Source organism: Rhizobium rhododendri (assembly GCF_007000325.2).
Classification (GTDB): Bacteria; Pseudomonadota; Alphaproteobacteria; order Rhizobiales; family Rhizobiaceae; genus Rhizobium; species Rhizobium rhododendri.
This window is the reverse complement of the sequence record NZ_CP117267.1, coordinates 1490381-1516304: the sequence shown is the minus strand read 5'-3', so window position 1 is coordinate 1516304 and position 25924 is coordinate 1490381. Positions and strand designations below refer to the sequence as shown.

The following is a 25924-nucleotide window of genomic DNA, read 5'->3' as shown; positions in this document are numbered from 1 at the left end:
CGGAAGCGTTAGCGTGTTGTTAACACCTTTTAAATCAATGCATTGTCGAAAAGCCGATAATTTAACCGTGTTTAACGGTCGTTAACCATACGTGCATTTTTCCGCCTTCGTTGTGCCGGAATTTAACGGGATGGCCATGCCGCAGCCGCAAGGATGCAGCAACGCACCGACAAGAGACAACCGGAGAATGGGCCCATGGCCGCCTTGAACATCGCATTTGAAGCCCCTGACAACTCGCGCGGCATGGGGCCGTCGCGGGAAAAGCCTATCGATCTGGTCCATCTCGCCCGGCAGACCATGGGCGACAAGGTGCTCGAAATCGAGGTTCTGCAGATGTTCGCCCGCCAGGCACGCAGCTGTCTCCACGATATCGGCAGCGGCAATGCCGACCAGGTGAAGGCTGGTACCCACCGTCTGAAGGGTGCAGCAAGCGCCGTTGGTGCCTTCAAGGTAGCGCAATCCGCCGAGGCTTTCGAAGCGCACTCCAGCGATGCTGCCTGCATGGCGGCTGTCGGCACCGCCGTCGTCGAAGCGGAAAACTTCATTCTCAAGCTTTGCCGTTAAGCTCGGATTCGCTGCGCCGTCCCCATGAGGGACGGCAACATCGCTGACCGGTATCCGGCCGAGCCAGTGGCTTTCGGAGCCGGCGATGTTGACTGCTGTTTGGAATTGTTGGAAGAAAATCCGACCCTGACAAATATCACTCGCGGATTCCGGATTATCTTATGACCAAACTGACAATCGTTGCTTTCGACGGCACGCGTTTCGACTTCGATGCCGACGAGGGCTCGACCGTGATGGAAAACGCGGTGCGCAATTCCGTGCCCGGCATCGAAGCCGAGTGCGGCGGCGCCTGCGCCTGTGCCACCTGTCATGTCTATGTCGACGATGCCTGGATAGAGCAGGCGGGACCGCCCGCTGCGATGGAAGAAGATATGCTCGATTTCGCCTTCGATGTCAGGCCAAGCTCGCGGCTTTCCTGTCAGATCAAGCTGACCTCGGCGCTGGACGGCCTTGTCGTTCACGTGCCGGAGCGCCAAGCCTAGTCCTGCATCTCTCAAGGCGCCCCAAAAAAAACCTCGCCCATTTGCGGAGCGAGGCCAGGCGGGCGTATCGCCTACAGGCGAGGGAGGAAGCGCTTGCGGCTTCGGATACGCCGGGAGAACCCAGGAAAATGGGAACGCAATACCATCGTCGATGCTATACGTAAGATGATACTACATTACGGCTGTGGTAAAGCGTAAAGCCGGCTTTTCCCCTGCTATCTCAGCTACAGCGTGTCATATTTCGCACAGTTGCGGTGATCGACAGCGATTGTCGCGATTCTCTAAATATATGCTTTTAATCTATCTTTTCCGATTTTTCGCTGTGTCGTCGTTGCGCGAGGCGCTGCATGCGGATCTGGAAGTTTGTAGCCTCGACACGGTCGAACCGCGCCTGGTCCTGATCGTGCAGGACGGTATTGCGCACTGATTCGCCGCTGACCTTGTCTTGCAGCAGATCGCAGGTCCGCTCTGCTGGCAGCGAGAGGATGGCCTTCTCCAGGCTGCGCGCATGCAATCTCGCAATCTCGGCATGACGCTCCTCGTGGCGTTTGATGTCGGCCGATAGCCTGTCCCAGACAGCGGAAAGACGGGGCTGCGCGTGACGGCGATCCCGCCAGCGCGGCAGGATGACGACGATGTCAACCGTGACCCGGGCGCCGCCGATATGGCACCGGTCGCCGCTCTCAACATAAGTCGCCTGGCCACCGAAGCGGATGCGCGTTGCACCGGGATGGCGGCTGCTGGCGCCCATCGCCGCTGGGCCGCCGGCATTGAGCGCCTCGTCGAGTTCGTCGGCAGTGTCGCCGCTGATATCGAAATAAGAGAATGATTTATGCGCGACGACTTCCGCTTCTGCGCTCCGCAAGACGCCGCATGACAGCAAAACGGCGAGTGGGAGGCAAGCAAAGCGCGATGCAGTCGGCATTCGTGATCGGACCAGTTGAACTTCACGGAAGCTTGCGGCATAGCCACTGCGAGCGCAACATCGGGCGACGGTTTTTTTCAATTTCAACGGAGCGGACGTTCGTGATAGCGATGCGCGATAATATCTGGCATGTGGGCCATGGTCGTCGTCTTGATCTCAGCCGCAGCGCGATCATGGCGATCGTCAACATCACACCGGACTCCTTTTCAGACGGCGGCCGTTTCCAGTCCGTCGATGCGGCAGTCTCCCATGCGCTTGCCTGTGTCGCCGAGGGTGCTGACATCGTCGATATCGGCGGCGAATCGACGAGGCCGGGCGCCGAACCCGTCAGCGCGGCCGAAGAACAAGCTCGGGTGCTGCCGGTGATCGAAGCCCTGCGCGGCAACACCGAGGCGCTGATCTCCGTCGATACTTACAGGGCAGAGACGGCGCGGCTGGCAGTTGCCGCCGGTGCCCACATCGTCAACGACGTATTCGGGCTGCAGCGCGAACCGGACATTGCAGCACTTGCCGCCGAGAGCGGTGCCGGCCTCTGCATCATGCACACCGGTCGCGAACGCCAGAAGTTGGCGGATGTTATCGATGATCAGAGGGTGTTTCTCGAGCAATCGCTGGCAATTGCCGATGCTGCCGGGGTCGATCGCGGCAGGATCGTGCTCGATCCCGGCTTCGGTTTTGCCAAGGACGGCGATGAAAACCTGGAACTCATGCTGCGGTTTGCCGAGTTGAAGCGGTTCGACCTTCCGCTCCTCGCAGGCACATCGCGAAAGCGCTTCATCGGCCAGTTGACCGGACGGGAGGCCGAGGAGCGGGATGCGGGGACAGCTGCGACAACGGTGCTGCTCAGAATGCAGGGCGCAGCGATTTTCCGCGTGCATAATGTCGCAATCAACAGGGACGCACTTGCCGTCGTCAATGCTATGCTGGAGATGCAGGCGAAATCAGGAATAAAAACATCATGAGCGGTATCTACACCATCACCCTGCAGAACTGTGCATTCTTTGCCCGCCACGGCGTACACGACGAGGAGGAGTTTCTCGGGCAACGGTTCTTCGTCGACGCCGAACTCGACGTTGCCGCCGGCGAGGCGCTGGTGACGGATTCGATCGACGGCACCGTCAACTACGGCGTCGCCTTCACCGTCATCGAGGAAATCGTCACCGGCAAGCGTCGCTACCTGATCGAGGCGCTGGCGCTCGACGTGGCCAAGGGCCTGTGCGAAAAGTTTCCGCAGATCAAGCGCGTCAGGGTGACCGTCCGCAAGCCGAACGCACCTGTCCCGGGCGTTCTCGACTACGTTCAAGTGAGCATCGAGCACTTTGCCTGAGACTGATTTCTCCACAGCAATGCTCGGTCTTGGCGGCAATATTGCCGATCCGGTCCGGGCGATGGCCACGGCCCTGCAGGCCCTCGACCAGCGCGCCGATTGCAGCATCGTCGCGGTGTCGAAACTCTACCGCACGCCGCCTTGGGGGAAGACGGATCAGGCGTTCTTTTTCAACGCCTGCGCAGCGATCAGGACCTCGCTTCCACCAGAGACTTTGCTCGACGTCTGTCTCGATATCGAGCGCGGCATGAAGCGGGAGCGGATCGAGCGCTGGGGACCCCGGACGATCGACATCGATATCCTCACCTACGGGGCTGTCATGCTCGATACCGCAAAGCTGCAAATCCCGCACGCCCGCATGACCGAGCGCGGGTTCGTGCTGATGCCGCTAGCGGATATTGCAGCAGATCTGGTGGTGGCTGGAAACACCGTTACGGCGTGGCTTGCAAACGCCGACATCGGCGGCATCGAAGTAGCGGATGCAGATAGCGGCTGGTGGCAACGCAGCTAGCCAGCAAAAAGGCCGAGCAACAGCCCGGCCTTTTGAAAACTCCCGGCCTTTTAAAAACTCAACGTATGACAACGATTATTTGATGGCGCCGACGGTCATGGTGTCGACAGCCTCGCGCTTCAGGCTGAGGCCGATGACTGGGACCATCTGCTCGTCGACCTTGACCGAAATCGTCACGTTCATCGACTTGTCGTCCTGCAGGCGGGCGATCATGGCACCGTTCAGTTTCTGGCGGTTGAGGCCGACGACGACTGTGTTGTCGTTGACGGACCCCGAAGTTACGTCGAGGCCCTTGCCGGCGGCGCCGTCCAGGAACTTGCCGTTATAGGTGCTGCCGCTCTGTGTGATCTCGGCAGACATCGGCTGCTGGAAGACGCCGACGCGGCAGGTACCGTCGAGCTTGACGCCTGTCGCGGATCCCTGGCTTGGCGTGCCGATCAGATTGCAGGTGAATTTGGTGCCCTTGTATTTGCCGGCAACAATCTCGCCCGGACCGCGCCATGCGCCGGACACCGACTGGAAGAAAGCCTTGTCGCGGGACGAGGCATTGGCCGATTGCGCCCAGTCGACGACGGAGAGGGCCATGACGGCGAGGCCGCATACAACAATAAACTTACGCGAAAACATGGGCTTTCCTTGGCAAAGGTGTACCGGAAACTAAGCTCCGACTTTGCCTCAGAATGGTTAACGGCTGGTTTCTTTTGGGGTGCGGGCCTTAAAGAATGGCCTGTCAGGGCTGTCTTTTGGCCGCGCCGGGCGAGAGGTCGCCGATGAAGTCGCCAATGCCCGGGCGCTTGAGCGCCCTGAATGGCAGAGGACGGCAGAGATCCATCGCGGCAATACCGATGCGGGCCGTCATCAGCCCGTTGACAACACCTTCACCGAGCCGGGCCGACAGTTTCGAGGCCAGTCCATGGCCGACGATCTGCTGGACGAGGCCGTCGCCGACGGCAATGGAGCCGGTGACAGCCAGATGGGCAACGACATCGCGCATCAGTTTAAGCATGCCCAGTGTTCCCGGACGGCCGCCATAGAGGTCGGCCATAGCGCGCACCATGCGGGTGGATTCGAAAAGCACGTAGAGCAGGTCGACGATCGCACGCGGGCTGACGGCGGTGACGACCGAGACGCGCTTGGAGGCGGTAAGGATCAGCGCCCGTGCGTCGCGGTCCAGCGGACCCAGCAGTTCGCGCTCCGCAAGCGAAATCAGGCCCGGCGTATCGATGATATCGCCTTCCGTCGCCTTTAGTGCGGCGCGGCCCCTGGCTGTCGCAGGCTTGGTGGCAAACAGCGTCGACAGCCGATCCACCAGCGCCCGCGCTCGCGCCGGCTTTGCCTCCAGCGCGGCAGCCTCCGCGTCGGCGCGGATGGCGTGTACCGTTGCCAGCCGCATCATGCCGGCGATTTCGCGGACGACCATTCCGATCACCGCGAGGATGCCGATGCCAAGCACGGTCAACGCCGTGTAGCCCAGCCAGTCGGCGCGGGTGAAGAGATTGCGGATCAGCTCATCCGTCCACAGTCCGAAGGCGAGCGAAAGGAGGATGCCGAACGCACTGAGCGCCACCTTGGCAAAGGAAAAGCGCCGGCGGGGCTTGAGGCTCGGCAGCGTACCCTCGAGAGACGACGACGGATTTAGGAAGGGATCCTCCTCGTCAGGGGTCAGGATAACATCTGCATCGAAGCTTTGCGGACGGCGGGCGGGCATTGCCTGACGGGCATCGGCCTGCGGCTGTTCCGGCTCCATCGAGAAGGCTGCCGGACTGCGTGAGGAATGCGGCGGATCGTTTTCGATCTGTGGGGTCATGCGAGGCGGTCTCCGAACAGGAACTGCATGGCGCGGTCGAGCCGGATGTGCGGCACCGAGAGAACCACGCCGGTCGGCGAACGGTCGAGCAGCGGCGGCCGGAAGCGCACGACGTTGACATCCGGCAGCGGACCGGGATGGCTCTCGGTGCCGGGAAGCGCGAACAGTTGCTGCGGATCGAGCGGCAGGTCGCCGGGGAAGACGGCGGTATTGCGGACACCATCGAAGACGTCGCCATTGATCGTCTCGCCGGCAATGGGCGTTCCGACGATCACCGGGAGCACCTGTCCGTCGCGCGTCACCGTCGCCTCGCGGGTGGCCCGGATCGAGGCCAGCGCCATGACGTCGATGCCGGCACCGGTCATGCCGATCTGCTGGGTTGCCCTCTCGACGAGACGGCGGGTGAGGGCCTCCAGCCGGTCGTGGCTCTCATGGTGAAGATGGTCGGCCTTGGTGGCGGCAACCAGCACCCGGTCGATGCGACGGCCGACAAAGGAGGAGAGGAAGCTGTTCGTGCCGGGGCGGAAACAGGCCAGCACGTCGGCCAGCGCCCGCTCGAGGTCCTGGATCGCCTCGGGGCCGCGATTGATGGCCTGCAGGGCATCGACAAGGACGATCTGCCGGTCGAGCCGGGCGAAGTGTTCGCGGAAGAACGGCTTGACGACCACAGACTTGTAGGCCTCGTAACGCCGCTCCATCATCGCCCACAATGAGCCCTTTCCAGCCTTGCCGGGCGCAGGTGTCGGCAAAGGTGCAAAGGTCAACGCCGGCGATCCGTCGAGATCGCCTGGGAGTAGGAAACGTCCGGGTGGCAAGGTAGAGAGCGAGCGCTCATCCGATTTGCAGGCGCGAAGGTAGGCGGTGAACGCCTGGGCCAGGTCGCGGGCGCGCATTTCGTCGGCTGGAGACGCCGCATCCGTGGAGGCGGAGAGTGCCAGCCACTCCCGGGACAATTCGGCGCGGACGCCGGTTTGCGCCAAAGCCAGCGTCTCGTCGCTGAAGGTTTGGTAGTCCTTGGCAAGCAGCGGCAGATCGAGCAGCCACTCGCCGGGGTAATCGACGATATCGATCGACAGACGACCGGGGGAGAAAATCCGGTTCCAGCCGCTGGCACTCTGGTATTCCAGGGTAATCCGCAATTCGGAAATGGCACGCGTCGAGTCCGGCCAGATGCGGTCCTTCACCAGCGCCCGGATGTGGTCTTCGTACTGGAAGCGAGGGACCGCATCGTCGGGCTGCTGCTCGAGGCGCACGGCCGAGATGCGCCCGGACTGCATGGCCTCGAACAGCGGCAGGCGGCCTCCGTTCAGGAGGTTATGGACGAGCGAGGAAATGAAAACCGTCTTGCCCGCGCGCGACAGGCCCGTCACGCCGAGGCGAATGGTCGGATTGACGAGATTGGCAGCCCGGTCGGCGATATTGTCAAAGGCAATCAGCGCGTCGTCGGTGAAGGAAGTGAGGCTCGGCGGCAAAGCGGCATCCCTGCATTGAAGTCAATCGCAATATAGGGAGCGCTGCCGTGAAAAGAAGCAGCCTCCTGCCGCTCGCCGTCTATTCGCGAATGAAATCGCTGAGAATCCAGGTCGCCGTCGATCCGTCTGGACCCTGGATGGCGTCGAGGACTGCGAATCCCGCTGTCGGAAAGCCGCCGGGCAGGGATTTCTGCATCGCCTCATGGCCGATCAGGGCCTCCAGTACCTGCGAGATTATCGGATTGTGGCCGACCAGCATGATCGAGTCGCCGCCGGCCTGGGCCGACAGGATGTCCAGATAGGTCTCCTGCGAGGCGTCATAGAGCCCGTCCACATACTGGACCTCGGTGGTGGCGCCGATGGCGCGCTTGAAGGCATCCGTGGTCTGGCGGCAGCGCAACGCGGTCGAAGCAACCACCAGATCCGGCCTGTAGCCCTTGTCCGCAGCCTTGCCGGCGACGATTTCTGCCTGCGCAAAACCGTTGTCATTCAGCGCCCGGTCAAAGTCGCGCTCGCCCGGCTGCGCCTGCGCTGCCTCGGCGTGTCGCAGCAGGTAGATGCGGGACGGTGGCGGCAAAATACGGGTCATGGGGGTCAGTTCCATCGTGAAGTTTATCGATCGACCTTGCGTTCGCGACGCCCATCCGTCAACCGCGACATCCCAAGCAACGGCGAAAACAAAGCTTGGTCCACAGAAGCCTTATAGCTTCGGCTCAAAAGCTTCGCCAAAATAAATGATGAAAAATTAGACCTTTAGCCGTTTTTTATGACAGATTTAAAAATCCGATCAGCGGCTGTATTAGGCTTGAACCGGCACGGTCGCTTGCTGTATACCCCGCGCCATATGAGATGTTCTTCAGGAGAATCGCGTTGAGTGAGAAGATCGATCTTAGCAGCTACGTTCCCTCGGAAGACGAGGAGTTCATGAATGTACGGCAGAAGGCTTATTTCCGGTCCAAGTTGGTTGTCTGGAAAACCGATATCCTGAGAGAAGCGCGTGAAACGCTTGAGCATCTCGCTGAGGAAAGCGCCAATCACCCCGATCTCGCAGACCGTGCTTCATCCGAAACGGACCGGGCCATCGAGCTTCGTGCAAGGGACCGCCAGCGCAAGCTGATTTCCAAGATCGATGCAGCCCTTTCTCGCATCGACGACGGAACCTACGGTTACTGCGAGGAAACCGGCGAGCCGATCGGCCTCAAGCGCCTCGACGCCCGCCCGATTGCCACCCTGTCCATCGAAGCGCAGGAACGCCATGAGCGTCGCGAAAAAGTCTACCGCGACGAATAGGGATCAAGCGATCCAAATCTGTTAAGAAGGCACGACCCGCAACGGTCGTGCCTTTTGTTTTTTCAGCATCGGGTCGTCGTCAGGCCCACGCTTTATTTCTCGCGGTTGACGCTCATTTCCCCGAAGATGCGGGCAACTTCCTTCTGCAGGGCAGCGTCACCGCCGGTGATCGGCGCCATGTCGGGATCGCGGCGCTGCTGCGGCGGAACGGGCTCTGGACGTGGCGTCGGCTCGGGGCGGACGGCGGGCGGCGGTGCTATCGGCTGGACGATGCGCTCTGCCGTCAGGTTGTTGGTCATTTCCGCTTCGAGGACGCTTTCGAAATCGCTGCCGAGTTTTTTGGGTTGCGCGACCGCAGGTGCCGGGACCTCGTAGGATTCGCTGTAAGCATCCTGCGCGAGCATCGGCGCTGGGGCGGGAGGTTCTGCCTCGCGCGCAGGTGCCTGCCTGTTGTCCCTTGAGTGTTCCGTGGGCAGGACACGGCTGCGGGCGGCATCGAGAATATCGGCGGCGTCCAACTCCGCCTGTCGTTCGAAGACAACCGGTTCCACAGGCGGTGCCTGGACGGGGGCTGCAGCCGCAAGCGGGCGCTCGTCTCTCGGAGCCACAGAGGCGGCTTCGACTTCCGGTGCAGGCGCTGGCGCTGGCGGCGCGAACTGCTGCCTCGGCTCCGGCGCTGCCATCGGCGACGACACTGCGGGAGCCGGTCGTTCGATCTCGGTCGTTGTGACCGGCGGTGCGGGTGGCGGGGATGAGAGAGCAGCGGGCTCCCGGCGCCGACCGACGATAGGCGACGGTTCCGTCGAGGCTTCGAGTTGCCGTGGGGCCGGGTCCGGAGCCGTGATTGTTTGGACGGGCGGGGCGCTGGCGATGGGCTGGGCGGGCGCCGCAATCCTCGATGTATCGCCGATGCCGCTTTCGATGACGATATCGGTGGGGCCGCCGATCATGACGAGATGCTCGACGCCGTCGCGGCGGATGAGGACGATCCGGCGTCTTGCGTCGATGGCTGCGGCATCCAAAACCTGCAGCCGCTGCTGGCGACCCTTGCCGCCGCGCACGAATGGCGAGGGCGCCCGGTTGCGCACCAGCCACAAGATGGCGACCAGCACGAGAAGGGCCACCGCTACGCCGCCGGCGGCGACGAACAGGCGGCTGCCATAGGTTCCAGCGATCTCGTCCAGCATAGTTTCGATACTCCGATTTCAACGTTTACGTCATCTGGCGTGCGGCCCTGAAGCCGCAAGATTAGGCTTGTGTCAGGCGGCAATCATTGGGACAGGATCCCTGCCTAAACAAGATGTCATTGGCCATTCTGTGATGCCGGCACCCAAAATACCGTCGATGCCCGCATTCTGAACGATATTCTGAAGAAAGCTGGCGCAGTTCCTTGTGAATTCAAGCCTTTCTCCACCAAGGGCCGCTTTTTGCCGATGCCGCAACTTGCTAAGAAGGTCAAAGTCCTGATTCCAAATCCGTCAACACATTGACGGAATGCGGCGCGGGCCAACGAGGGGTTCATGACCAAGCTGCGTCAGTCCGACGAGTATAGCGTGCCGCTGGTCGATCGCGGGGTTCGTTCCGGTATCGTGCTTCGGATCATTCTTCTGGCGCTGGTGCTGATCGCAGCGGCGGCGGCATTCGTCGTGTTCAAGAACGAGCTCGACAACGAGATCGTGCTCGGCGCGCTCGGAATCCTCGCCATGGTCGGGATCTTCTTCCTGGTTTCGTCGATCATCGGTTTCGTCGAGGTGATGCCGCAGACCCAGTCCGACAGTCTTGCGCGCTCGTTCCTGGACAGCCAGCCCGACGGCACGCTGATCACCGACGACAAGGGCCGTATCGTCTACGCCAATCTCGCCTATGGCAAGCTGACCGGCGCCAGCAAGACCACCGAGGTCCAGTCGCTCGACACGTTGCTGTCGCGCAACCGCGAATCCAACCAGGCTCTTTACCGCCTGTCGAACGAGTTGCGCGAAGGCAAGGAAGGCAGCGAGGAATTCCGGCTGATGAAGCCGCTCGGTCCCGTCGGCTCCAGCGGCTCCGGCGCGCATTGGTACCGCCTAAAAGCCCGCCTGCTGCCACCGGGCCAGGGGCGCGGCAAGCCGTTGCACATATGGCAGATTACCGACATCACCTCGGAGCGCGACGACCAGGAGCGTTTCTTCAAGGAATTGCAGAACGCCATCGATTATCTCGACCATGCACCGGCCGGTTTCTTCTCGGCCGGACGAAAGGGCGAGATCTTCTATCTCAATGCGACGCTGGCGGAATGGCTGGGTCTCGATCTTACAAAGTTTACGCCGGGATCGATCACCGTCGGCGACCTCGTGGCCGGCGAGGGGCTCGCCCTGATCCAGTCCGTGCAAGCAGAGCCCGGCTTGAAGAAGACCGTTACCCTCGATCTCGACCTGCGCAAGGGCAACGGCCAGAGCCTGCCGGCCCGTCTGGTGCACAGCGTCACCTCCATGCGTGACGGTGCCCCCGGCGAAAGCCGGACGATCGTTCTCGGCCGCCAGAAGGATGATGACGACGACCAGTCGGCCTCGGTTGCGGCGATGCGCTTCACCCGCTTTTTCAACAATACGCCGATGGCGATTGCTTCCGTCGACGGGACAGGGCGTATCCTTCGCACCAACGCACCGTTCCTGAAGTTGTTTTCCAACGTGGTTTCGCGCGACGATATCGAGCGCGGCGCGACGCTGGAGACGATCTTCAGCGAAAGCGAGCGGCCGCTGCTGGCGCAGGCATTTGCCGCTGCCAAGGACAGGCAGGGCGATATTCCGTCGATCGATTCCCGCAACCCGAAGGATGAGACACGGCATTTCCGCTTCTACATCAATGCGGTCATCGAGCAGAGCGACGAGGCGCCGGAAGAGGCTGCCATCGTCTACGCCGTCGAGGTGACGGAGCAGAAGGCGCTCGAGGCGCAAATGGCGCAGACGCAGAAGATGAATGCCGTGGGTACGCTTGCCGGCGGCATCGCCCATGACTTCAACAATGTGCTGACCGCGATCCTGCTGTCGTCCGACCATCTGCTGCTGCAGGCGCGGCCGGCCGACGCAAGCTTTGCCGACCTGATGGAGATCAAGCGCAACGCCAACCGCGCGGCCGTGCTCGTGCGCCAGTTGCTGGCCTTCTCGCGCAAGCAGACGATGCGCCCGACGATCATCAACCTGACCGATGTCATCGGCGATCTCCGGATGCTCGTCGAGCGGCTGCTCTCGGGCACCCGCGTCAAGCTGGAGGTCGATTACGGGCGCGATCTCTGGCCGGTGAAAACGGATCTTTCGCAATTCGAGCAGGTGCTGATCAACCTCTGCGTCAACGCCCGCGATGCAATGCCGGACGGCGGTACGCTGCTGCTGCGCACCCGCAATGTCGCAGCGGACGACATGGCGGCCTTCAACTCTGCCTATCTGCCGAACGAAGACATGGTGCTGGTGGAAGTCACCGATAACGGCACTGGCATCGCGCCTGAAATCATGGACAAGATCTTCGAGCCGTTCTTCACCACCAAGGATGTCGGCAAGGGCACGGGTCTCGGGCTCGCCATGGTCTACGGCATCGTCAAGCAGTCGGGCGGTTACATCCAGCCCGATTCCGAGGTGGGAAGGGGCACCACTTTCCGCGTTTTCCTGCCGCGTCACGTGATGGATATCCTGTTGCCCGGCGAAAGCCCGCAGGAAGCGCCGCATGCGCCACCGATGGGCGAGGGCGCCGCACTTGCAGACGTCGAGCAGGCAGACCTCACCGGCAAATCGGCTGTCGTGCTTCTGGTCGAGGACGAGGAGGCCGTGCGGCGCGGCGGCAAGAGGATGCTGGAAACGCGCGGCTACACCGTGCATGAGGCTGGGTCCGGCGTCGAGGCGCTGGAAATTCTCGAGGAACTCGAAGGCAAGGTCGATGTCGTCGTCTCCGACGTGGTGATGCCGGAAATGGATGGGCCGACGCTGCTGCGCGAATTGCGCAAGATCTATCCGGATATGAAGTTCATCTTCGTCTCGGGCTATGCCGAGGATGCGTTTGCGCGCAACCTGCCGGCGGATTCGAAGTTCGGCTTCCTGCCGAAGCCGTTTTCGCTGAAACAACTGGCTGTCGCCGTTCGCGAGATGCTGGACAGCTGATCGGCAAGCGTGACGGTTCAGCCGCGTCGGGCGATCAGGATGCCGGCCAGCACGATGGCGCCACCGATGGCCTGCAGCGGGCCGATGCTCTCACTCAGCAGCGCCCAGGCCAGTAAGGCGGCGACCACCGGCTGCAGCAACAACGTCAGCGATGAGAATGCGGCCGGCAGGTAGGCGAGCGCATAGGTGATCGCCACCTGGCCGCCGGCATGGCTGATGAAGGCCAGCCCGATCAGCATGAGCCAGCCGAACAGGCTTGGTGGCAGCATGACGCCCTCGATCATGAGGGCCACCGGGAAAAGACAGATGGTTGCGGCGGCCGTGCTCCAGACCATGATCTGCAGCGTGTCGAACCGGGTTCTGAGCCTGCCGATCACCAGAATATATCCGGCGTAGAACAGCGCTGCGACTGTTGCCAGGCCATCTCCCCTGAGATCGCCGTTGGCAAGACCGGAAAGGCCGCCCTTCAGGGTGACGATGCCGACCAGCGCCGTTGCCAGCCCGAGCAGGAAAAGTGTGGTGATCCGGGCGCCGAGGAACAGCCAGCCGATGGCTGCGACGAAAATCGGCGCCAGATTGGCAAGCAGCGTCGCATTGGCAACGGATGTCATGTGGATGGAGAGGTGCCAGGTGACGAGATCCGTGGCGAGGAACAGCCCCGGCAGGACCAGCATCAAGCATTCCGACAGGTTACGCGGTTGAACAGCGGACTTCCGGCGGCTGGCGAGTGAGACGAGAAGTAGCGGCAGGAGCGCCAGCGCCACACGCCAGAACGCCGTGGCAAGCGGACCCACCTCAGACAGGCGTACGAAAATCGGTGAGCCACCGATGGCAGCGCCGCCAAGTATCAGGGCTGCCAGCGGTATGCGGCTGTCGCGTGGCCCTGCGTCGGCTAGAGGTAAGATATCTGGCACGGGAGGTTTCCTGCTAGCGTCCTGAAACGAAAAACCGCGCCGGAGACCGGCGCGGCAGCTTCGGTGCGCGACGTTTCTGCTTAATCCGCCAGAGCGACGGCGATTTCGGCAGCGAGCCGTGCATTGTTTTCGACCAGCGCGATGTTGGTTTTCAGGCTGCGGCCACCAGTGATGTCGAAGATCGTGCTGAGCAGGTAGGGCGTGACGGCCTTGCCGACCACTTCCTCGCGCTCGGCGCTGTCGAGCGCGCGCTCGATGTAGATCTCCATTTCCTCGCGCTCGATCTGGTCTTCCTCCGGCACGGGATTGGCAACCAGCATGCCGCCATCGATACCCAGCTGCTCGCGCATAGTCTGGAAATTGGCGATTGCCGCCGGGCTGTTCAGCGTCAGCGGGCTTGGCAGGCCGGAGGCACGCGACCAGAAGGCAGGGAATTCCGGGCTGCCGAAGGTGACGACGGGAACACCACGGGTCTCCAGGACTTCCAGCGTCTTCGGGATATCGAGGATTGCCTTGGCGCCGGCGCAGACAACGATGACGCCGGTACGTGCCAGCTCCTCGAGGTCGGCCGAGATATCGAAGCTGGTCTCGGCGCCGCGATGCACACCACCGATGCCGCCGGTGGCAAACACCTTGATGCCAGCCCGGGCTGCCGCAATCATCGTGGCTGCAACCGTGGTTGCCCCGGTGCGGCGCTCCGCAATTGCAAAGGCTAGGTCGGCGCGCGATACTTTCATCGCGTCCGTGGTCTGGGCGAGGCTCTCGAGCTCGGCCGGTTCAAGACCGATGTGCAACGTTCCGTGGATGACAGCAATGGTGGCCGGGACGGCGCCTTCCTCGCGGATGATCGCCTCGACGCTGCGGGCCATGTCGATGTTGCCGGGATAGGGCATGCCATGGGTGATGATCGTCGATTCGAGCGCGACGATCGGTGCGCCGCGTGCCTTGGCAGCGGCAACTTCGCTTGAATAGGAGATCGGCAACAGCGCGGAAAATGGTTTGGTCATGGTCTTGTCCACCTGAATTTGCGGGTTTGATGGGCGGGATGGGGCTTCATGACAGTATTTTGGGCGCGCCGACAAGGGCGAGAACCTGACGAAGATGCTCCGGCGACAGATTAGCGGCCGTTGCAAACGGCGACTGAACCGTGATTGCGGCCGCTGCAGCGCCGTGGCGCACCGCCTCGGCGAGATCGAGACCGTCCATCAGCGCCGAAAGCACCCCGGCCGCTAGCGAATCGCCGGCGCCAGTGACGTCGGCGACGTCGTCCACAGCTGGCGGCTCCAAGGTGAGGGTGATGCGGCCGTCAAAGGCGACGAGAGGCTGCTGCCCTCGCGTGATGACGCCACCCTTGAGACCAAGGGCCTGCAACTGGCTCACCCACTGCAGCGGATCGTCCGGCCTGCTGCCGGTGAGGGCTGCGGCTTCCGACTGGTTGAGAAACAGATAGTCGATATCGGCAAGGCAGGGTTTGAGGCGCACGACCTTGGCCGGGGAGATGGCAATGGCTGCCAGCGGCTTGCCGAGATCGACCGCCTTGCGGGCAATCGCAGCCAGTGTTTCGGCCGGCAGATTGGCGTCGAAGAGAATGAGGTCCGCCGATGCGAATGAATCGCGGATGGCGCGGATCAGCAGGCGGCGAGGGCTGAAGAGCTTGTAGAGCTCCATATCGGCCAACGCGATGACCAGGTTTCCGTCTTTTTCGATGATCGCCGTGTAGCTCGGCGTCGTGCGATCGAGAAAGACGAACGGGCGGTCGTCGACGCCAGCCTCGCGGGCGGCGGCCGCCACCATGTCGCCAAGAGCATCGCCGCCGCGAGGCGAGATCATCCGCACGTCATGGTGAAGCCGGGCGAGATTGCGGGCCGCATTGAAGCCGCCGCCGCCCGGTTCCTCGAACCAAGCGCCCGGATTGCTGGCGCCTGGATCGGTCTCTCCGAAGATGCGGCCACGCCTGTCGATGTGAGCGCCGCCGAGCACGAGAATTTGCTTAGACATACCCAGCCCCGGTCATTTCGAAAGAGCCGAATCGACCCGCATTTGCAAACCCCAGAAAGCCTGCTGAGGATCGCCTAAGTCTTTGCGGCAAAAAAGGAAAACAAATATAGAACAAAGGTCATTTTACCTTTTTGTTTCAATTATTTGAAGGCCCCTTGCGGAACCGGAACAAATCAAGTACAAAAACGACATCAACTGCTTCATTGCCTGTGCGGCTTCAATAACCTAAAGGTGGATCTCATGTCACAGAATAGTTTGCGGCTCGTAGAGGAAAAATCGGTGGACAAAAGCAAGGCGCTCGAAGCCGCACTCTCTCAGATCGAGAGGGCATTCGGCAAGGGCTCGATCATGAAGCTCGGCTCGAATGAAAGCATCGTCGAGATCGAGACAGTATCCACGGGCTCCTTGAGCCTCGATATCGCACTTGGCATCGGTGGATTGCCGAAGGGGCGTATCGTCGAGATCTATGGACCGGAAAGCTCGGGCAAGACGACGCTGGCGCTGCAGACCATTGCCGAAGCCCAGAAAAAGGGCGGCATCTGCGCCTTCGTCGACGCCGAACATGCGCTCGACCCGGTCTATGCCCGCAAGCTCGGCGTCGATCTCCAGAACCTCCTGATCTCGCAGCCCGACACCGGCGAGCAGGCTCTCGAAATCACAGACACGCTGGTACGCTCCGGCGCCATCGACGTTCTGGTCATCGACTCCGTTGCGGCCTTGACGCCGCGAGCTGAAATCGAAGGCGAAATGGGCGACAGCCTGCCAGGCCTGCAAGCACGCCTGATGAGCCAGGCGCTGCGCAAGCTGACCGCGTCGATCTCGAAGTCGAACACGATGGTCATCTTCATCAACCAGATCCGCATGAAGATCGGCGTGATGTTCGGGTCGCCGGAAACGACGACCGGCGGTAACGCGCTGAAATTCTACGCCTCGGTCCGCCTCGACATCCGCCGCATCGGTGCGGTCAAGGATCGCGAAGAGGTCATCGGCAACCAGACGCGCGTCAAGGTCGTCAAGAACAAGATGGCGCCTCCCTTCAAGCAGGTCGAGTTCGACATCATGTATGGCGAAGGCGTCTCGAAGACCGGCGAACTCGTCGATCTCGGCGTCAAGGCCGGCATCGTCGAGAAGTCCGGTGCCTGGTTCTCCTATAACAGCCAGCGCCTCGGGCAGGGTCGCGAGAACGCCAAGATCTTCCTGCGCGACAATCCGGAACTGGCAAAGGAGATCGAGACGATGCTGCGCCAGAGTGCCGGCCTGATCGCCGACAAGCTGCTGGTGAACGGCGGTCCCGATGCCAACGACGGCGACGTTGCCGCCGATATGTAACGGTACCGGCCGCAAGGTCGAAGGGTAAGTTCAAGCTGTCGGCCGCACGTCTTTCGGGATGTGCGGCCGCTTTCGTTCGTGCGGCTGGACAGGATCGAGAGCGAGCGATAAAAGCCAGTGGATTTTGTATGGGGACTGCCGACGGCAGCGATAAGGGCATAGCATGAGCGGCGTAAATGAAATCCGGTCGACCTTCCTCGACTACTTCAAGACGAATGGGCACGAGATCGTTCCGTCGAGCCCGCTCGTGCCGCGCAATGATCCGACGCTGATGTTCACCAACGCCGGCATGGTGCAGTTCAAGAACGTTTTCACGGGGCTGGAACAGCGCCCTTACAAGACTGCGTCCTCGGCACAGAAATGTGTGCGCGCCGGCGGCAAGCACAACGACCTCGACAATGTCGGCTACACCGCCCGCCATCACACCTTCTTCGAGATGCTCGGCAATTTCTCGTTCGGCGATTATTTCAAGGAGCAGGCCATCGAGCTTGCCTGGAACCTGATCACCAAGGAATTCGATATCGACGCCAAGCGCTTGCTGGTGACGGTCTACCACACGGACGACGATGCCTTTAACCTCTGGAAGAAGATCGCCGGCCTGTCCGACGACCGCATCATCCGCATTCCGACCAGCGACAACTTCTGGGCGATGGGCGATACCGGCCCTTGCGGTCCTTGTTCGGAAATCTTCTACGATCATGGCGACCATATCTGGGGTGGGCCTCCCGGTTCCGCCGACGAAGACGGCGACCGGTTCATCGAGATCTGGAACCTCGTCTTCATGCAGTTCGAGCAGCTTTCAAAGGACGAGCGGGTCGACCTGCCGCGTCCGTCGATCGACACCGGCATGGGCCTCGAGCGCGTGGCGGCGCTGCTGCAGGGCAAGCACGACAATTACGACATCGATCTTTTCCGGGCGCTGATCGAGGCCTCCGAGGAAGCAACCGGAGTGATGGCTATCGGCGATAACCGGGCCAGCCACCGGGTCATCGCCGATCACCTGCGCTCGTCGGCCTTCCTGATTGCCGACGGCGTGCTGCCGTCAAACGAAGGTCGCGGCTATGTGCTGCGTCGGATCATGCGCCGCGCCATGCGCCATGCTCAGCTGCTCGGTGCCCGCGATCCGCTGATGTACAAGCTGCTGCCGACGCTGGTGCAGGAAATGGGCCGCGCCTATCCGGAGCTGGTGCGGGCGGAATCGCTGATTTCGGAAACGCTGAAGCTCGAGGAAAACCGCTTCCACAAGACCCTCGACCGTGGTCTGTCACTGCTGTCCGACGCCACCGCCACCATGGGCAAGGGCGATATGCTCGATGGCGAGACGGCCTTCAAGCTGTACGACACCTACGGCTTCCCGCTTGACCTGACGCAGGATGCGCTGCGCGAGCGCGGCATCGCCGTCGACGTCGGCAGCTTTACCGATGCGATGGCCCGCCAGAAGGCCGAGGCCCGCTCCCATTGGTCCGGCTCCGGCGACAAGGCGACGGAGACCGTCTGGTTCGAACTGAAGGACAAGAACGGCGCGACGGAATTCCTGGGCTACGACACCGAGACCGCTGAAGGCGTAATCCAGGCGATCGTCCGCGATGGCGTATCTCTAGACAGCGCTGCCGAGGGCGAGACGGTGCAGATCGTCGTCAACCAGACGCCTTTCTACGCCGAGTCCGGCGGCCAGATGGGCGATACGGGCGTGATTGCCGGCGAGGGCGTCAAGCTGACCGTGTCCGATACGCAGAAGCGCGGCGATGGGTTGTTTGCCCATGTGGCGACCGTCGCAACCGGCACGATCAAGATCGGCGACCCCGTTGTGCTGACGGTCGATCATGATCGCCGCGGCCGGCTGCGCGCCAATCATTCCGCGACCCATCTGCTGCACGAGGCGCTGCGCGAGGTGCTTGGCACCCATGTCGCTCAGAAGGGTTCACTGGTGGCGCCAGAGCGCCTTCGCTTCGATGTCTCGCATCCGAAACCTATGTCGGTCGAGGAACTGAAGGTCGTCGAGGAAATGGCCAACGAGATCGTGCTGCAGAATGCGCCTGTGTCGACGCGGCTTATGAGCGTCGACGATGCGATTGCAGAAGGCGCCATGGCGTTGTTCGGCGAAAAATACGGCGATGAGGTCCGTGTCGTGTCGATGGGTACGGCGGTGCGCGGCGAGAAGGCTGCCAAGCCCTATTCGATCGAACTCTGCGGCGGAACGCATGTGACGGCGACCGGCCAGATCGGCCTGATCCGGGTGCTCTCGGAGAGCGCCGTCGGCGCCGGCGTGCGCCGTATCGAGGCCGTCACGGGCGTTTCGGCCCGCGATTATCTGGCCGAGCAGGATGACCGTGTCAAAGCTCTGGCAGCAGCGCTGAAGGTGCAGCCTGCCGAGGTCGTCACCCGCGTCGAAGCCTTGATGGACGAGCGCCGCAAGCTGGAGCGCGAGCTCACGGATGCCAAGCGCAAGCTTGCAATGGGCGGCGGGCAGAGCGATGGCGCCGATGCAGTGCGCGATATCGGCGGCGTCAAATTCCTCGGAAGGGCTATCGGCGGCGTCGATCCGAAGGATCTGAAGGGCATGGCGGACGAAGGCAAGACTAGCATCGGCTCCGGCGTCGTCGTGCTCGTCGGCGTCTCCGAGGATGGCAAGGCGAGCGCCGTGGTGGCGGTGACCGAAGATCTGGTCGCCCGTTTCAGCGCGGTCGATCTGGTTCGCACCGCGTCTGCGGCGCTTGGTGGCAAGGGCGGCGGCGGCAGGCCAGACATGGCGCAGGCCGGCGGTCCCGATGGCTCCAAGGCCGACGAGGCGATCGAGGCCGTTGCAGCAGCACTCGCCGTCTGACAGGTGCTGAGATTTTAAGATTTGGAATGGCGGGAGCGATCAGCTTCCGCCATTTTTCGTTTTACAATGGCTTGCTATAGGGCCTTGCGATACTGGATGAAGCCGGATCGTGCCGCGACGTGGTCGTAGAGGCGCTGGGCAGCGGTATTGGTTTCGTGGGTCATCCAGTAGAGGCGACCGGCGTTATTGGCCCGGGCAAGGTCCGCCACCGCCTCGATAAGGGCTGCACCCGTGCCCTTGCCGCGTTGATCGCGCTCGACATAGAGGTCCTGCAGATAGCAGGTCCATTCCGGCATCCACGTCGAGCGGTGGAAGATGGCGTGGACGATGCCCACCAGCCGGCCAAAGTCATCGAAAGCGCCGAGCGCCTGCATATGCTCGTTTGGGTCATGAAATCGCGCCCATGTCCGGTTTGTCGTTTCCGGCGGGAGCTCGACCTCGTAGAAGCGCTGGTAGGCTTGCCAGAGCGGCTCCCAGGCGGTGCGGTCGTCAAGCTTCAGCGGACGAATGGTGTTGGTCATCGGATCCGGTCTCCGGCCTGCAGATATGGAAACGGCGGGGAAGTCCCCGCCGTCCGCCGATCACATTAAGATAATGGCTTATGCCATTGCCTTCTGGAGATTTTCATCGACCTTGTCGAGGAAGGCAGTCGTCGACAGCCAGGGCTGGTCGGGGCCGATGAGCAGGGCCAGATCCTTGGTCATGAAGCCGCTTTCGACCGTGTCGACGCAGACGGTTTCGAGCGTCGCTGCAAACTTTGCGAGCGCTGCGTTGTCGTCGAGCTTGGCGCGGTGAGCGAGGCCACGTGTCCAGGCGAAGATCGAGGCGATCGAGTTCGTCGATGTCTCCTGTCCCTTCTGGTGCTGGCGGTAGTGGCGGGTCACGGTGCCGTGGGCTGCTTCTGCTTCCACGGTCTGGCCGTCTGGCGACAGCAGCACCGAGGTCATCAGGCCGAGCGAGCCAAAGCCTTGGGCGACGATGTCGGACTGGACGTCGCCGTCGTAGTTCTTGCAAGCCCAGACATAACCGCCGGACCACTTGAGAGCCGAGGCGACCATGTCGTCGATCAGGCGGTGCTCGTAGGTGATCTTCAGGGCATCGAACTGGGTCTTGAATTCAGCGTCGAAGACTTCCTGGAAGATATCCTTGAAGCGACCGTCATAGGCTTTCAGGATGGTGTTCTTGGTCGACAGATAGACGGGCCACTTGCGCATCAGGCCGTAGTTCAGCGAAGCGCGGGCGAAATCGCGGATCGATTCGTCGAGGTTGTACATGGCCAGAGCCACGCCGGCGCCCGGTGCGTCGTAGACTTCCTTCTCGATGACGGCGCCGTCTTCGCCGACGAACTTGATCGACAGCTTGCCCTTGCCCGGGAATTTGAAGTCGGTGGCCTTGTACTGGTCGCCGAAGGCGTGACGGCCGACGACGATCGGCTTGGTCCAGCCGGGAACGAGGCGCGGCACGTTTTCGCAGATGATCGGCTCGCGGAAGATGACGCCGCCGAGGATGTTGCGGATCGTGCCGTTCGGCGACTTCCACATCTGCTTCAGGTTGAATTCCTTGACGCGGTCTTCGTCCGGAGTGATCGTCGCGCACTTGATTCCGACGCCGTATTTCTTGATGGCGTGGGCTGCGTCGATCGTCACCTGGTCGTTCGTGGCGTCGCGATTTTCGACCGACAGATCGTAATACTGGATGTCGAGGTCGAGGTAGGGAAGGATGAGCTTATCCTTGATCAACTGCCAGATGATGCGGGTCATCTCGTCGCCGTCGAGATCGACGACGGGGTTTGCAACCTTGATCTTTTCCATATATCTGCCTCGTTCTGCTTATGGCCGGGCGGCCCGGTGTGTTGGACTTGAAGTCTCGAGCGCTATAGCACCGCGGGGCGCCGAGGCAAAGCCGGGAAGGGCGCAGAATTCGCCTTTTTGCGCGTCAAATCTGCCCGGCCAATCACCGCTTTTCTAGTGCGAGGCGCTTGTAAGGCTCGCCGATATAGCCGATTTTACAACGATATTTTGTGTGTTTACGGACATTGCCATGCCCCGATCGCTGCCTGCATACCTCATCGCCGCCCTTGTGTTGATCCAGGCGCCCGGCGCCTTCGCCGCAGATCCTGCCGTTTCTCCGGTGAAGACCATCATGGATGCGACGGTAGCCAACTGGGCCGGGGGCGACGGCGACTGGCAGGACATATTCGATGCGTCGCACCTGCGGCAGCTGTTCAGCGCCGATTTCATCCGTGGCTACCAGGCCGCCCAGAATTATCCGGCGACGGAAGACGGCATCTCGCCGTTCGACTACGACGTCATTGTCGGCAGCCAGGATGCCTGTCCGCTCGAGAACGTGACGATCGTTCCCGGGGCTGTATCGGGCGGCAAGACCGAGGTGGTGGCGCGGTTCCAGAAGTCGCGCTGCATGGGCGCCGACGACGCTGCAGCGTCTGACGCCTTCACGGAAGTTCGCTTCGAGGTTCTGACCGAAGGCGGAAAACTGGTGGTCGACGACATCCTGACGACGGACGACAATGGTAAGCCGAGTTCCCTCAAGGCTGCCATGCAGGATATCGCCAAGCAGCCGTAGCCTGACGCCACAGGCTGGCGATGCGTTTAACGACGAAGGATCCTGATGCACATCGCCCATCGGTTTCGTGATTGGCTGGCCGCCAACGACCCGGCATTTTCGCGGCTGCGACAGGCCTCGCGGGTGACGCTGACCGTGGTGCTATCCTTCAGCATTCTCTTCGTCATCCATTCAACGATCGTGCCGCTGCCCGATGTCGCCTATGCACTCGGGATACTCCTGTCGATCCAGGGCGGCTTCACCGTGCGCGACAAGCGTCCTTCGGAACAGTTGGTGACACGGCTGATCGGCTGCCTGGCCAGCGTGCTGGCCGTCATACTGGCAGCGCTGCTCGCGGACCATCGCTACATCAGCGATGTCGCCTTCCTCGCCATCATCTTTGCCGCAAGCTGGGTGAGGGCCCTCGGCGTGCGCTGGAATGCGGTGGGCATGTTCGCCTTTATGTCCTATTTCATGGGTGCCTATTTTCAGCCCAGGCTGGGTGAGATGCCGCTGGTGGCGATCGGCTCGGTGGTCTCGTCGCTGGTCGCCCACGGCGTGCGATCCGTCCTGCTGCCGGACGACTGGCGCAAGGACCTGCTGCGGGCGCTGGAGAGCGTGCTCGGCCGGGTCAACCAGATGCTGATCGAACTTGCGGTCAGCGTCCGCGACGGTCGGATTTCGGAAGCCGAGCATCGCGCGCTGCTCCAGGCTGAGGAGCGGCTGAAGGACGTCGTACTGATGGCGGAGAGCTTCATTCCCAAGCCGTCCGACGATGCACCCGCCGTCGATACCCCGGCGAGCGGTACCCTCGCCAGCGATACACCGGCCGTGGATATCTCCATGCGTCTGTTCGACGTCCATCTGGCGGCGGAAAGCGCCATCATGATGAGCCAGAGCGCCGTGCCGAGCTTTGCGCTGGTGCACGCCGTTATTGCCCATGACGACGCCCTGCTAGAGCGCGAGACCGATGGCTTCGAGACGATGGCGGACAAGCGCAGTTCCGAGACGATGCGGGCGATGATCTGGCTCCGGGACGCCCGCGATGCGCTGACGGAAACCCTGTCTCTCGGCCGCATGACGGGTTTCAGCGATATCGCCGGCGGGAATGGCGCGCGCACGGTCATCAAGTGGCCAAGACTATCGCTCGACGATGCCGCCATGCGATCGGCACTGCAGATCACGCTGGCCACCGGCATCGCCATGGTCTTCGGTCTGCTGTTGTCCCGCGAGCGCTGGTTCTGGGCGGTGCTAACGGCGTTCCTGGTGTTCACCAACACCAATTCGCGCGGCGATACGGCTGTGAAGGCGTTTCAGCGCTCGATGGGCACCGTGCTGGGGATTGCCGTCGGCATGGCCTTGGCGCTGGTGGTAGCGGGCCATACCGCCATTGCCATCTTGCTTTCGGTCGTGTCGATCTTTCTCGGCTTCTACTTTATCCAAGTGTCCTACGGGGCCATGACCTTCTTCATCTCCATCGTTCTATGTTTGGTCTACGGCATGACGGGCGCGCTGACGCTACAGGTGCTGCAACTACGTATCGGAGAAACAATCATCGGCGCGACGGCCGGTGCGGCGGTTGCCTTCCTGGTCTTTCCAGCGAAGACGCGAGGCGTGCTGGATGGGGCGCTGGTCAAGTGGTTCGATGCGCTCCGGGCCTTGCTAGATGCCGCCGGCGGAAGCGGTCCGGGCCTGGAGCTGATCCGCCTGTCGCAAAACCTCGATGCCGCCTACCGCGACGTCACCACCGCGGCCAAGCCCCTCGGCCAGTCCTGGAGCCTGGTGCGCAAACCGGGCAATGTGCGCCAGACGCTGGCAATTCTGATGGCCTGCACCTACTGGGCCCGGGTCTTTGCCCGCAATATCGCCTTTTCTCGCGACGATCCGGATGGTGAGATCGCGCTGAATGTGTCTGAGAACCTTCAGCGGCTGAATGCTATCTCAGGCAGGGGCTCGGAGTGCTTCTTCGTCGACCGCAAGTCGGCGCGGGCGACCGGGCGCCATCTGCCGCTGTCGCGCGGCGGCATGCGGCTCGGCATCGAGATGGTCGGATCGATGCTCGATCGGCTTTATCCATGAGCCGGGGCTTGCCGTTCCGGGCCTTCGCGGGTATTTCCGGCAGCAATTTCGCCACTGCGGCGCATCGAGGATAGTCATGTCAGGAACAAACAGCGAAAAGCCGTTGCTGGCCGAGGGGCCGGTCATCATACTGGTCGAGCCGCAGATGGGCGAGAATATCGGCATGGTGGCGCGCGCCATGGCGAATTTCGGCCTTGCCGAACTGCGTCTCGTAAACCCGCGCGACGGATGGCCGAACGAAAAGGCGACTGCCGCTGCCTCAAATGCCAGTCATGTCATTGAGGCGACGCGCGTATTTCCGACCCTGGAAGAAGCTATTGCCGATCTTCATTTCGTGTATGCCACGACGGCCCGCGAGCGCTACGGCTACAAGCCTGTCCGCTCGCCTGTCGTGGCTGCGGAGACACTGCGGGGGCGTTTTGTCGCCGGCGAGCGCTGCGGCGTTCTGTTCGGGCGCGAGCGCTGGGGTCTCAGCAACGAGGAAGTGGCGTTGGCCGACGAGATCGTCACTTTCCCGGTCAATCCCGCTTTTGCCTCGCTGAACATCGCCCAGGCCGTGCTGCTGATGTCCTATGAGTGGATGAAGTCCGGCATGGAGGACCTGAGCGTCACCAGCTTTGCCGCCAATCCGCAGCGCCCATCGACGAAATCGCAGCTTCAGGGGCTGTTCGACCATGTCGAGGAAGCGCTGAGCGCGCGGAATTATTTTCATCCCATCGAAAAAAAGCCGAAGATGGTCGACAATCTCCGGGCTGTGTTTTCGCGGCAAGGGTTCACCGAGCAGGAGATCAGTGTCATGCGTGGCGTGATCTCGTCGCTGGATCGCTTTCCGCGGAACGTGTCCCGCGCCGAACCGCGCAATGCCGCCAAGGAAAAACCCGTCGATGACAGCGCCGACGACTGAGCCCAAGCCGATCCTGGTCTTCGATTCGGGCATCGGCGGCCTGACCGTGTTGCGCGAGGCGCGGGTGCTGATGCCGGAGCGCGGCTTCGTCTATGTAGCCGACGATGCCGGCTTCCCCTATGGCGGCTGGGAAGAGCAGCCGCTGAAAGACCGCATCATCTCGCTCTTCGCTCGACTGCTGGCCGAATACGATCCCGAGATCTGCATCATTGCCTGCAACACCGCCTTCACGCTGGCTGGCGCCGATCTGCGCGCCGCCTTTCCTGACATGACGTTCGTTGGCACCGTGCCAGCCATCAAACCGGCGGCCGAGCGGACCCGCTCCGGCCTCGTCTCGGTGCTGGCGACGCCTGGAACCGTCAAGCGCGCCTATACCCGCGACCTGATCCAGTCGTTTGCCGCCCAGTGCCATGTCCGCCTCGTCGGCTCGGAAAACCTGGCGCGGATGGCGGAAGCTTATATCCGGGGCGAACCGGTCTCCGACGAAGCCGTGCTGCAGGAGATCGGCCAATGCTTCGTGGAAAAGGAGGGTCGCAAGACCGACATCGTCGTGCTCGCCTGCACCCACTATCCGTTCATGGCCAACCTCTTCCGTCGCCTGGCACCCTGGCCGGTCGACTGGCTCGACCCCGCCGAGGCCATCGCCCGCCGCGCCCGCAGCCTCGTGCCTGTCCTCGCCGATGCCGTTCACCCGGAAGCGGACGACTTCGCGGTGTTCACCTCGGGCAATCCGGATTTTGCGACGCGGCGACTGATGCAGGGGTTTGGGCTGAGGGCTTAGTGTGCTGTTATGGAGCGCGTATAACCAA

24 protein-coding genes are annotated in these 25924 nt (G+C 62.2%); 13 read left to right on the top strand and 11 right to left on the bottom strand.

The genetic code is table 11. From position 1 onward, the window contains the following. Positions 1-195: 195 nt before the first annotated feature. Positions 196-564, top strand: coding sequence for an Hpt domain-containing protein (locus PR018_RS07530; RefSeq protein WP_142822883.1), 369 nt, complete (start codon positions 196-198; stop codon positions 562-564). A 161-nt stretch (positions 565-725) separates the two neighbouring features. Beyond that, positions 726-1046, top strand: coding sequence for a 2Fe-2S iron-sulfur cluster-binding protein (locus PR018_RS07525; RefSeq protein ID WP_142822881.1), 321 nt, complete (start codon positions 726-728; stop codon positions 1044-1046). A 295-nt stretch (positions 1047-1341) separates the two neighbouring features. Here the strand turns inward: PR018_RS07525 and PR018_RS07520 are convergent, their stop codons facing one another. Continuing rightward, a complete protein-coding gene (locus PR018_RS07520; protein WP_142822880.1) occupies positions 1342-1971 on the bottom strand; it encodes a DUF922 domain-containing Zn-dependent protease in 630 nt (209 codons plus the stop codon). A 110-nt stretch (positions 1972-2081) separates the two neighbouring features. Here PR018_RS07520 and folP point away from each other — a divergent pair, with 110 nt between their 5' ends. From folP to folK, 3 genes are read left to right on the top strand one after another with little or no spacing between them, the layout of a single operon-like run. After that, positions 2082-2933, top strand: a complete 852-nt coding sequence (gene folP / locus PR018_RS07515; protein ID WP_224127696.1) for a dihydropteroate synthase — start codon at positions 2082-2084, stop codon at positions 2931-2933. Then, complete coding sequence (gene folB, locus PR018_RS07510) at positions 2930-3298, top strand: dihydroneopterin aldolase (RefSeq protein WP_142822878.1); 369 nt, start codon at positions 2930-2932, stop codon at positions 3296-3298. The genes folP and folB overlap by 4 nt, the downstream gene beginning before the upstream one ends. Continuing rightward, complete coding sequence (gene folK / locus PR018_RS07505) at positions 3291-3809, top strand: 2-amino-4-hydroxy-6-hydroxymethyldihydropteridine diphosphokinase (RefSeq protein ID WP_224127693.1); 519 nt, start codon at positions 3291-3293, stop codon at positions 3807-3809. Before folB ends, folK begins: the two co-directional genes overlap by 8 nt. Positions 3810-3884: 75 nt before the next feature. On the opposite strand, the gene PR018_RS07500 is transcribed toward folK, so the two are convergent. The 4 genes from PR018_RS07500 to PR018_RS07485 all read right to left on the bottom strand — a co-directional run bounded on the left by PR018_RS07500 (position 3885) and on the right by PR018_RS07485 (position 7677). Then, a complete protein-coding gene (locus tag PR018_RS07500) occupies positions 3885-4436 on the bottom strand; it encodes a hypothetical protein (protein WP_111221855.1) in 552 nt (183 codons plus the stop codon). A 103-nt stretch (positions 4437-4539) separates the two neighbouring features. Continuing rightward, positions 4540-5616: a YcjF family protein gene (locus PR018_RS07495; RefSeq protein ID WP_142822876.1), complete on the bottom strand. Its 1077-nt coding sequence runs from the start codon at positions 5614-5616 to the stop codon at positions 4540-4542. Then, entirely contained in the window at positions 5613-7088 is a 1476-nt protein-coding gene (locus tag PR018_RS07490) for a YcjX family GTP-binding protein (RefSeq protein WP_142822875.1), read from the bottom strand. The genes PR018_RS07495 and PR018_RS07490 overlap by 4 nt, the downstream gene beginning before the upstream one ends. Before the next feature lie 79 nt (positions 7089-7167). After that, entirely contained in the window at positions 7168-7677 is a 510-nt protein-coding gene (locus PR018_RS07485; protein WP_142822873.1) for a SixA phosphatase family protein, read from the bottom strand. A gap of 281 nt (positions 7678-7958) precedes the next feature. On the opposite strand from PR018_RS07485, the gene dksA reads away from it, so the two are divergent. Then, positions 7959-8378: an RNA polymerase-binding protein DksA gene (dksA, locus tag PR018_RS07480; RefSeq protein ID WP_142822871.1), complete on the top strand. Its 420-nt coding sequence runs from the start codon at positions 7959-7961 to the stop codon at positions 8376-8378. Positions 8379-8470: 92 nt separating this feature from the next. Here the strand turns inward: dksA and PR018_RS07475 are convergent, their stop codons facing one another. After that, positions 8471-9565, bottom strand: a complete 1095-nt coding sequence (locus PR018_RS07475; protein ID WP_142822870.1) for a flagellar biosynthetic protein FliO — start codon at positions 9563-9565, stop codon at positions 8471-8473. Positions 9566-9898: 333 nt separating this feature from the next. On the opposite strand from PR018_RS07475, the gene cckA reads away from it, so the two are divergent. Next, positions 9899-12505, top strand: a complete 2607-nt coding sequence (gene cckA, locus PR018_RS07470; RefSeq protein WP_142822868.1) for a cell cycle histidine kinase CckA — start codon at positions 9899-9901, stop codon at positions 12503-12505. 17 nt (positions 12506-12522) lie between these two features. Here cckA and PR018_RS07465 read toward each other — a convergent pair whose 3' ends face one another. From PR018_RS07465 to PR018_RS07455, 3 genes are all read right to left on the bottom strand, one after another. Further along, a complete protein-coding gene (locus PR018_RS07465; protein ID WP_142822866.1) occupies positions 12523-13419 on the bottom strand; it encodes a DMT family transporter in 897 nt (298 codons plus the stop codon). A gap of 80 nt (positions 13420-13499) precedes the next feature. Beyond that, positions 13500-14426: a pseudouridine-5'-phosphate glycosidase gene (locus PR018_RS07460; protein ID WP_142822864.1), complete on the bottom strand. Its 927-nt coding sequence runs from the start codon at positions 14424-14426 to the stop codon at positions 13500-13502. Positions 14427-14472: 46 nt separating this feature from the next. Then, entirely contained in the window at positions 14473-15417 is a 945-nt protein-coding gene (locus PR018_RS07455; protein ID WP_142822862.1) for a carbohydrate kinase family protein, read from the bottom strand. Between the two features lie 240 nt (positions 15418-15657). Between PR018_RS07455 and recA the strand changes: the two genes are divergently transcribed. Together recA and alaS are read left to right on the top strand one after the other, a co-directional pair. Beyond that, the gene (gene recA, locus PR018_RS07450) at positions 15658-16746 is read left to right on the top strand and encodes a recombinase RecA (protein WP_111221865.1); all 1089 of its coding nucleotides are present in this window, start codon (positions 15658-15660) and stop codon (positions 16744-16746) included. Positions 16747-16909: 163 nt separating this feature from the next. Continuing rightward, entirely contained in the window at positions 16910-19570 is a 2661-nt protein-coding gene (gene alaS / locus PR018_RS07445; protein WP_142822860.1) for an alanine--tRNA ligase, read from the top strand. Between the two features lie 74 nt (positions 19571-19644). Here alaS and PR018_RS07440 read toward each other — a convergent pair whose 3' ends face one another. Next, complete coding sequence (locus PR018_RS07440; RefSeq protein WP_142822858.1) at positions 19645-20091, bottom strand: GNAT family N-acetyltransferase; 447 nt, start codon at positions 20089-20091, stop codon at positions 19645-19647. A 78-nt stretch (positions 20092-20169) separates the two neighbouring features. Next, the gene (locus PR018_RS07435) at positions 20170-21381 is read right to left on the bottom strand and encodes an NADP-dependent isocitrate dehydrogenase (protein ID WP_111221868.1); all 1212 of its coding nucleotides are present in this window, start codon (positions 21379-21381) and stop codon (positions 20170-20172) included. Positions 21382-21610: 229 nt separating this feature from the next. Here PR018_RS07435 and PR018_RS07430 point away from each other — a divergent pair, with 229 nt between their 5' ends. The 4 genes from PR018_RS07430 to murI all read left to right on the top strand — a co-directional run bounded on the left by PR018_RS07430 (position 21611) and on the right by murI (position 25896). Continuing rightward, entirely contained in the window at positions 21611-22153 is a 543-nt protein-coding gene (locus PR018_RS07430) for a hypothetical protein (protein ID WP_142822857.1), read from the top strand. A 45-nt stretch (positions 22154-22198) separates the two neighbouring features. Beyond that, positions 22199-24211 (top strand): FUSC family protein, encoded by a 2013-nt coding sequence (locus PR018_RS07425; protein ID WP_142822855.1) that lies wholly within the window; start codon positions 22199-22201, stop codon positions 24209-24211. Positions 24212-24287: 76 nt separating this feature from the next. Further along, positions 24288-25115 (top strand): RNA methyltransferase, encoded by an 828-nt coding sequence (locus tag PR018_RS07420; protein WP_142822853.1) that lies wholly within the window; start codon positions 24288-24290, stop codon positions 25113-25115. After that, on the top strand, positions 25096-25896 hold the full coding sequence (gene murI / locus PR018_RS07415) for a glutamate racemase (protein WP_142822851.1): 801 nt from the start codon (positions 25096-25098) through the stop codon (positions 25894-25896). Before PR018_RS07420 ends, murI begins: the two co-directional genes overlap by 20 nt. Positions 25897-25924 lie beyond the last annotated feature (28 nt).

Coding starts and splice junctions, on each gene's coding strand:
- PR018_RS07530 (WP_142822883.1), top strand. CDS start 196: ATGGCCGCCTTGAACATCGCATTTGAAGCCCCTGACAACTCGCGCGGC.
- PR018_RS07525 (WP_142822881.1), top strand. CDS start 726: ATGACCAAACTGACAATCGTTGCTTTCGACGGCACGCGTTTCGACTTC.
- PR018_RS07520 (WP_142822880.1), bottom strand. CDS start 1,971: ATGCCGACTGCATCGCGCTTTGCTTGCCTCCCACTCGCCGTTTTGCTG.
- folP (WP_224127696.1), top strand. CDS start 2,082: ATGCGCGATAATATCTGGCATGTGGGCCATGGTCGTCGTCTTGATCTC.
- folB (WP_142822878.1), top strand. CDS start 2,930: ATGAGCGGTATCTACACCATCACCCTGCAGAACTGTGCATTCTTTGCC.
- PR018_RS07500 (WP_111221855.1), bottom strand. CDS start 4,436: ATGTTTTCGCGTAAGTTTATTGTTGTATGCGGCCTCGCCGTCATGGCC.
- PR018_RS07495 (WP_142822876.1), bottom strand. CDS start 5,616: ATGACCCCACAGATCGAAAACGATCCGCCGCATTCCTCACGCAGTCCG.
- PR018_RS07485 (WP_142822873.1), bottom strand. CDS start 7,677: ATGACCCGTATTTTGCCGCCACCGTCCCGCATCTACCTGCTGCGACAC.
- PR018_RS07475 (WP_142822870.1), bottom strand. CDS start 9,565: ATGCTGGACGAGATCGCTGGAACCTATGGCAGCCGCCTGTTCGTCGCC.
- cckA (WP_142822868.1), top strand. CDS start 9,899: ATGACCAAGCTGCGTCAGTCCGACGAGTATAGCGTGCCGCTGGTCGAT.
- PR018_RS07460 (WP_142822864.1), bottom strand. CDS start 14,426: ATGACCAAACCATTTTCCGCGCTGTTGCCGATCTCCTATTCAAGCGAA.
- PR018_RS07455 (WP_142822862.1), bottom strand. CDS start 15,417: ATGTCTAAGCAAATTCTCGTGCTCGGCGGCGCTCACATCGACAGGCGT.
- recA (WP_111221865.1), top strand. CDS start 15,658: ATGTCACAGAATAGTTTGCGGCTCGTAGAGGAAAAATCGGTGGACAAA.
- alaS (WP_142822860.1), top strand. CDS start 16,910: ATGAGCGGCGTAAATGAAATCCGGTCGACCTTCCTCGACTACTTCAAG.
- PR018_RS07440 (WP_142822858.1), bottom strand. CDS start 20,091: ATGACCAACACCATTCGTCCGCTGAAGCTTGACGACCGCACCGCCTGG.
- PR018_RS07435 (WP_111221868.1), bottom strand. CDS start 21,381: ATGGAAAAGATCAAGGTTGCAAACCCCGTCGTCGATCTCGACGGCGAC.
- PR018_RS07430 (WP_142822857.1), top strand. CDS start 21,611: ATGCCCCGATCGCTGCCTGCATACCTCATCGCCGCCCTTGTGTTGATC.
- PR018_RS07425 (WP_142822855.1), top strand. CDS start 22,199: ATGCACATCGCCCATCGGTTTCGTGATTGGCTGGCCGCCAACGACCCG.
- PR018_RS07420 (WP_142822853.1), top strand. CDS start 24,288: ATGTCAGGAACAAACAGCGAAAAGCCGTTGCTGGCCGAGGGGCCGGTC.
- murI (WP_142822851.1), top strand. CDS start 25,096: ATGACAGCGCCGACGACTGAGCCCAAGCCGATCCTGGTCTTCGATTCG.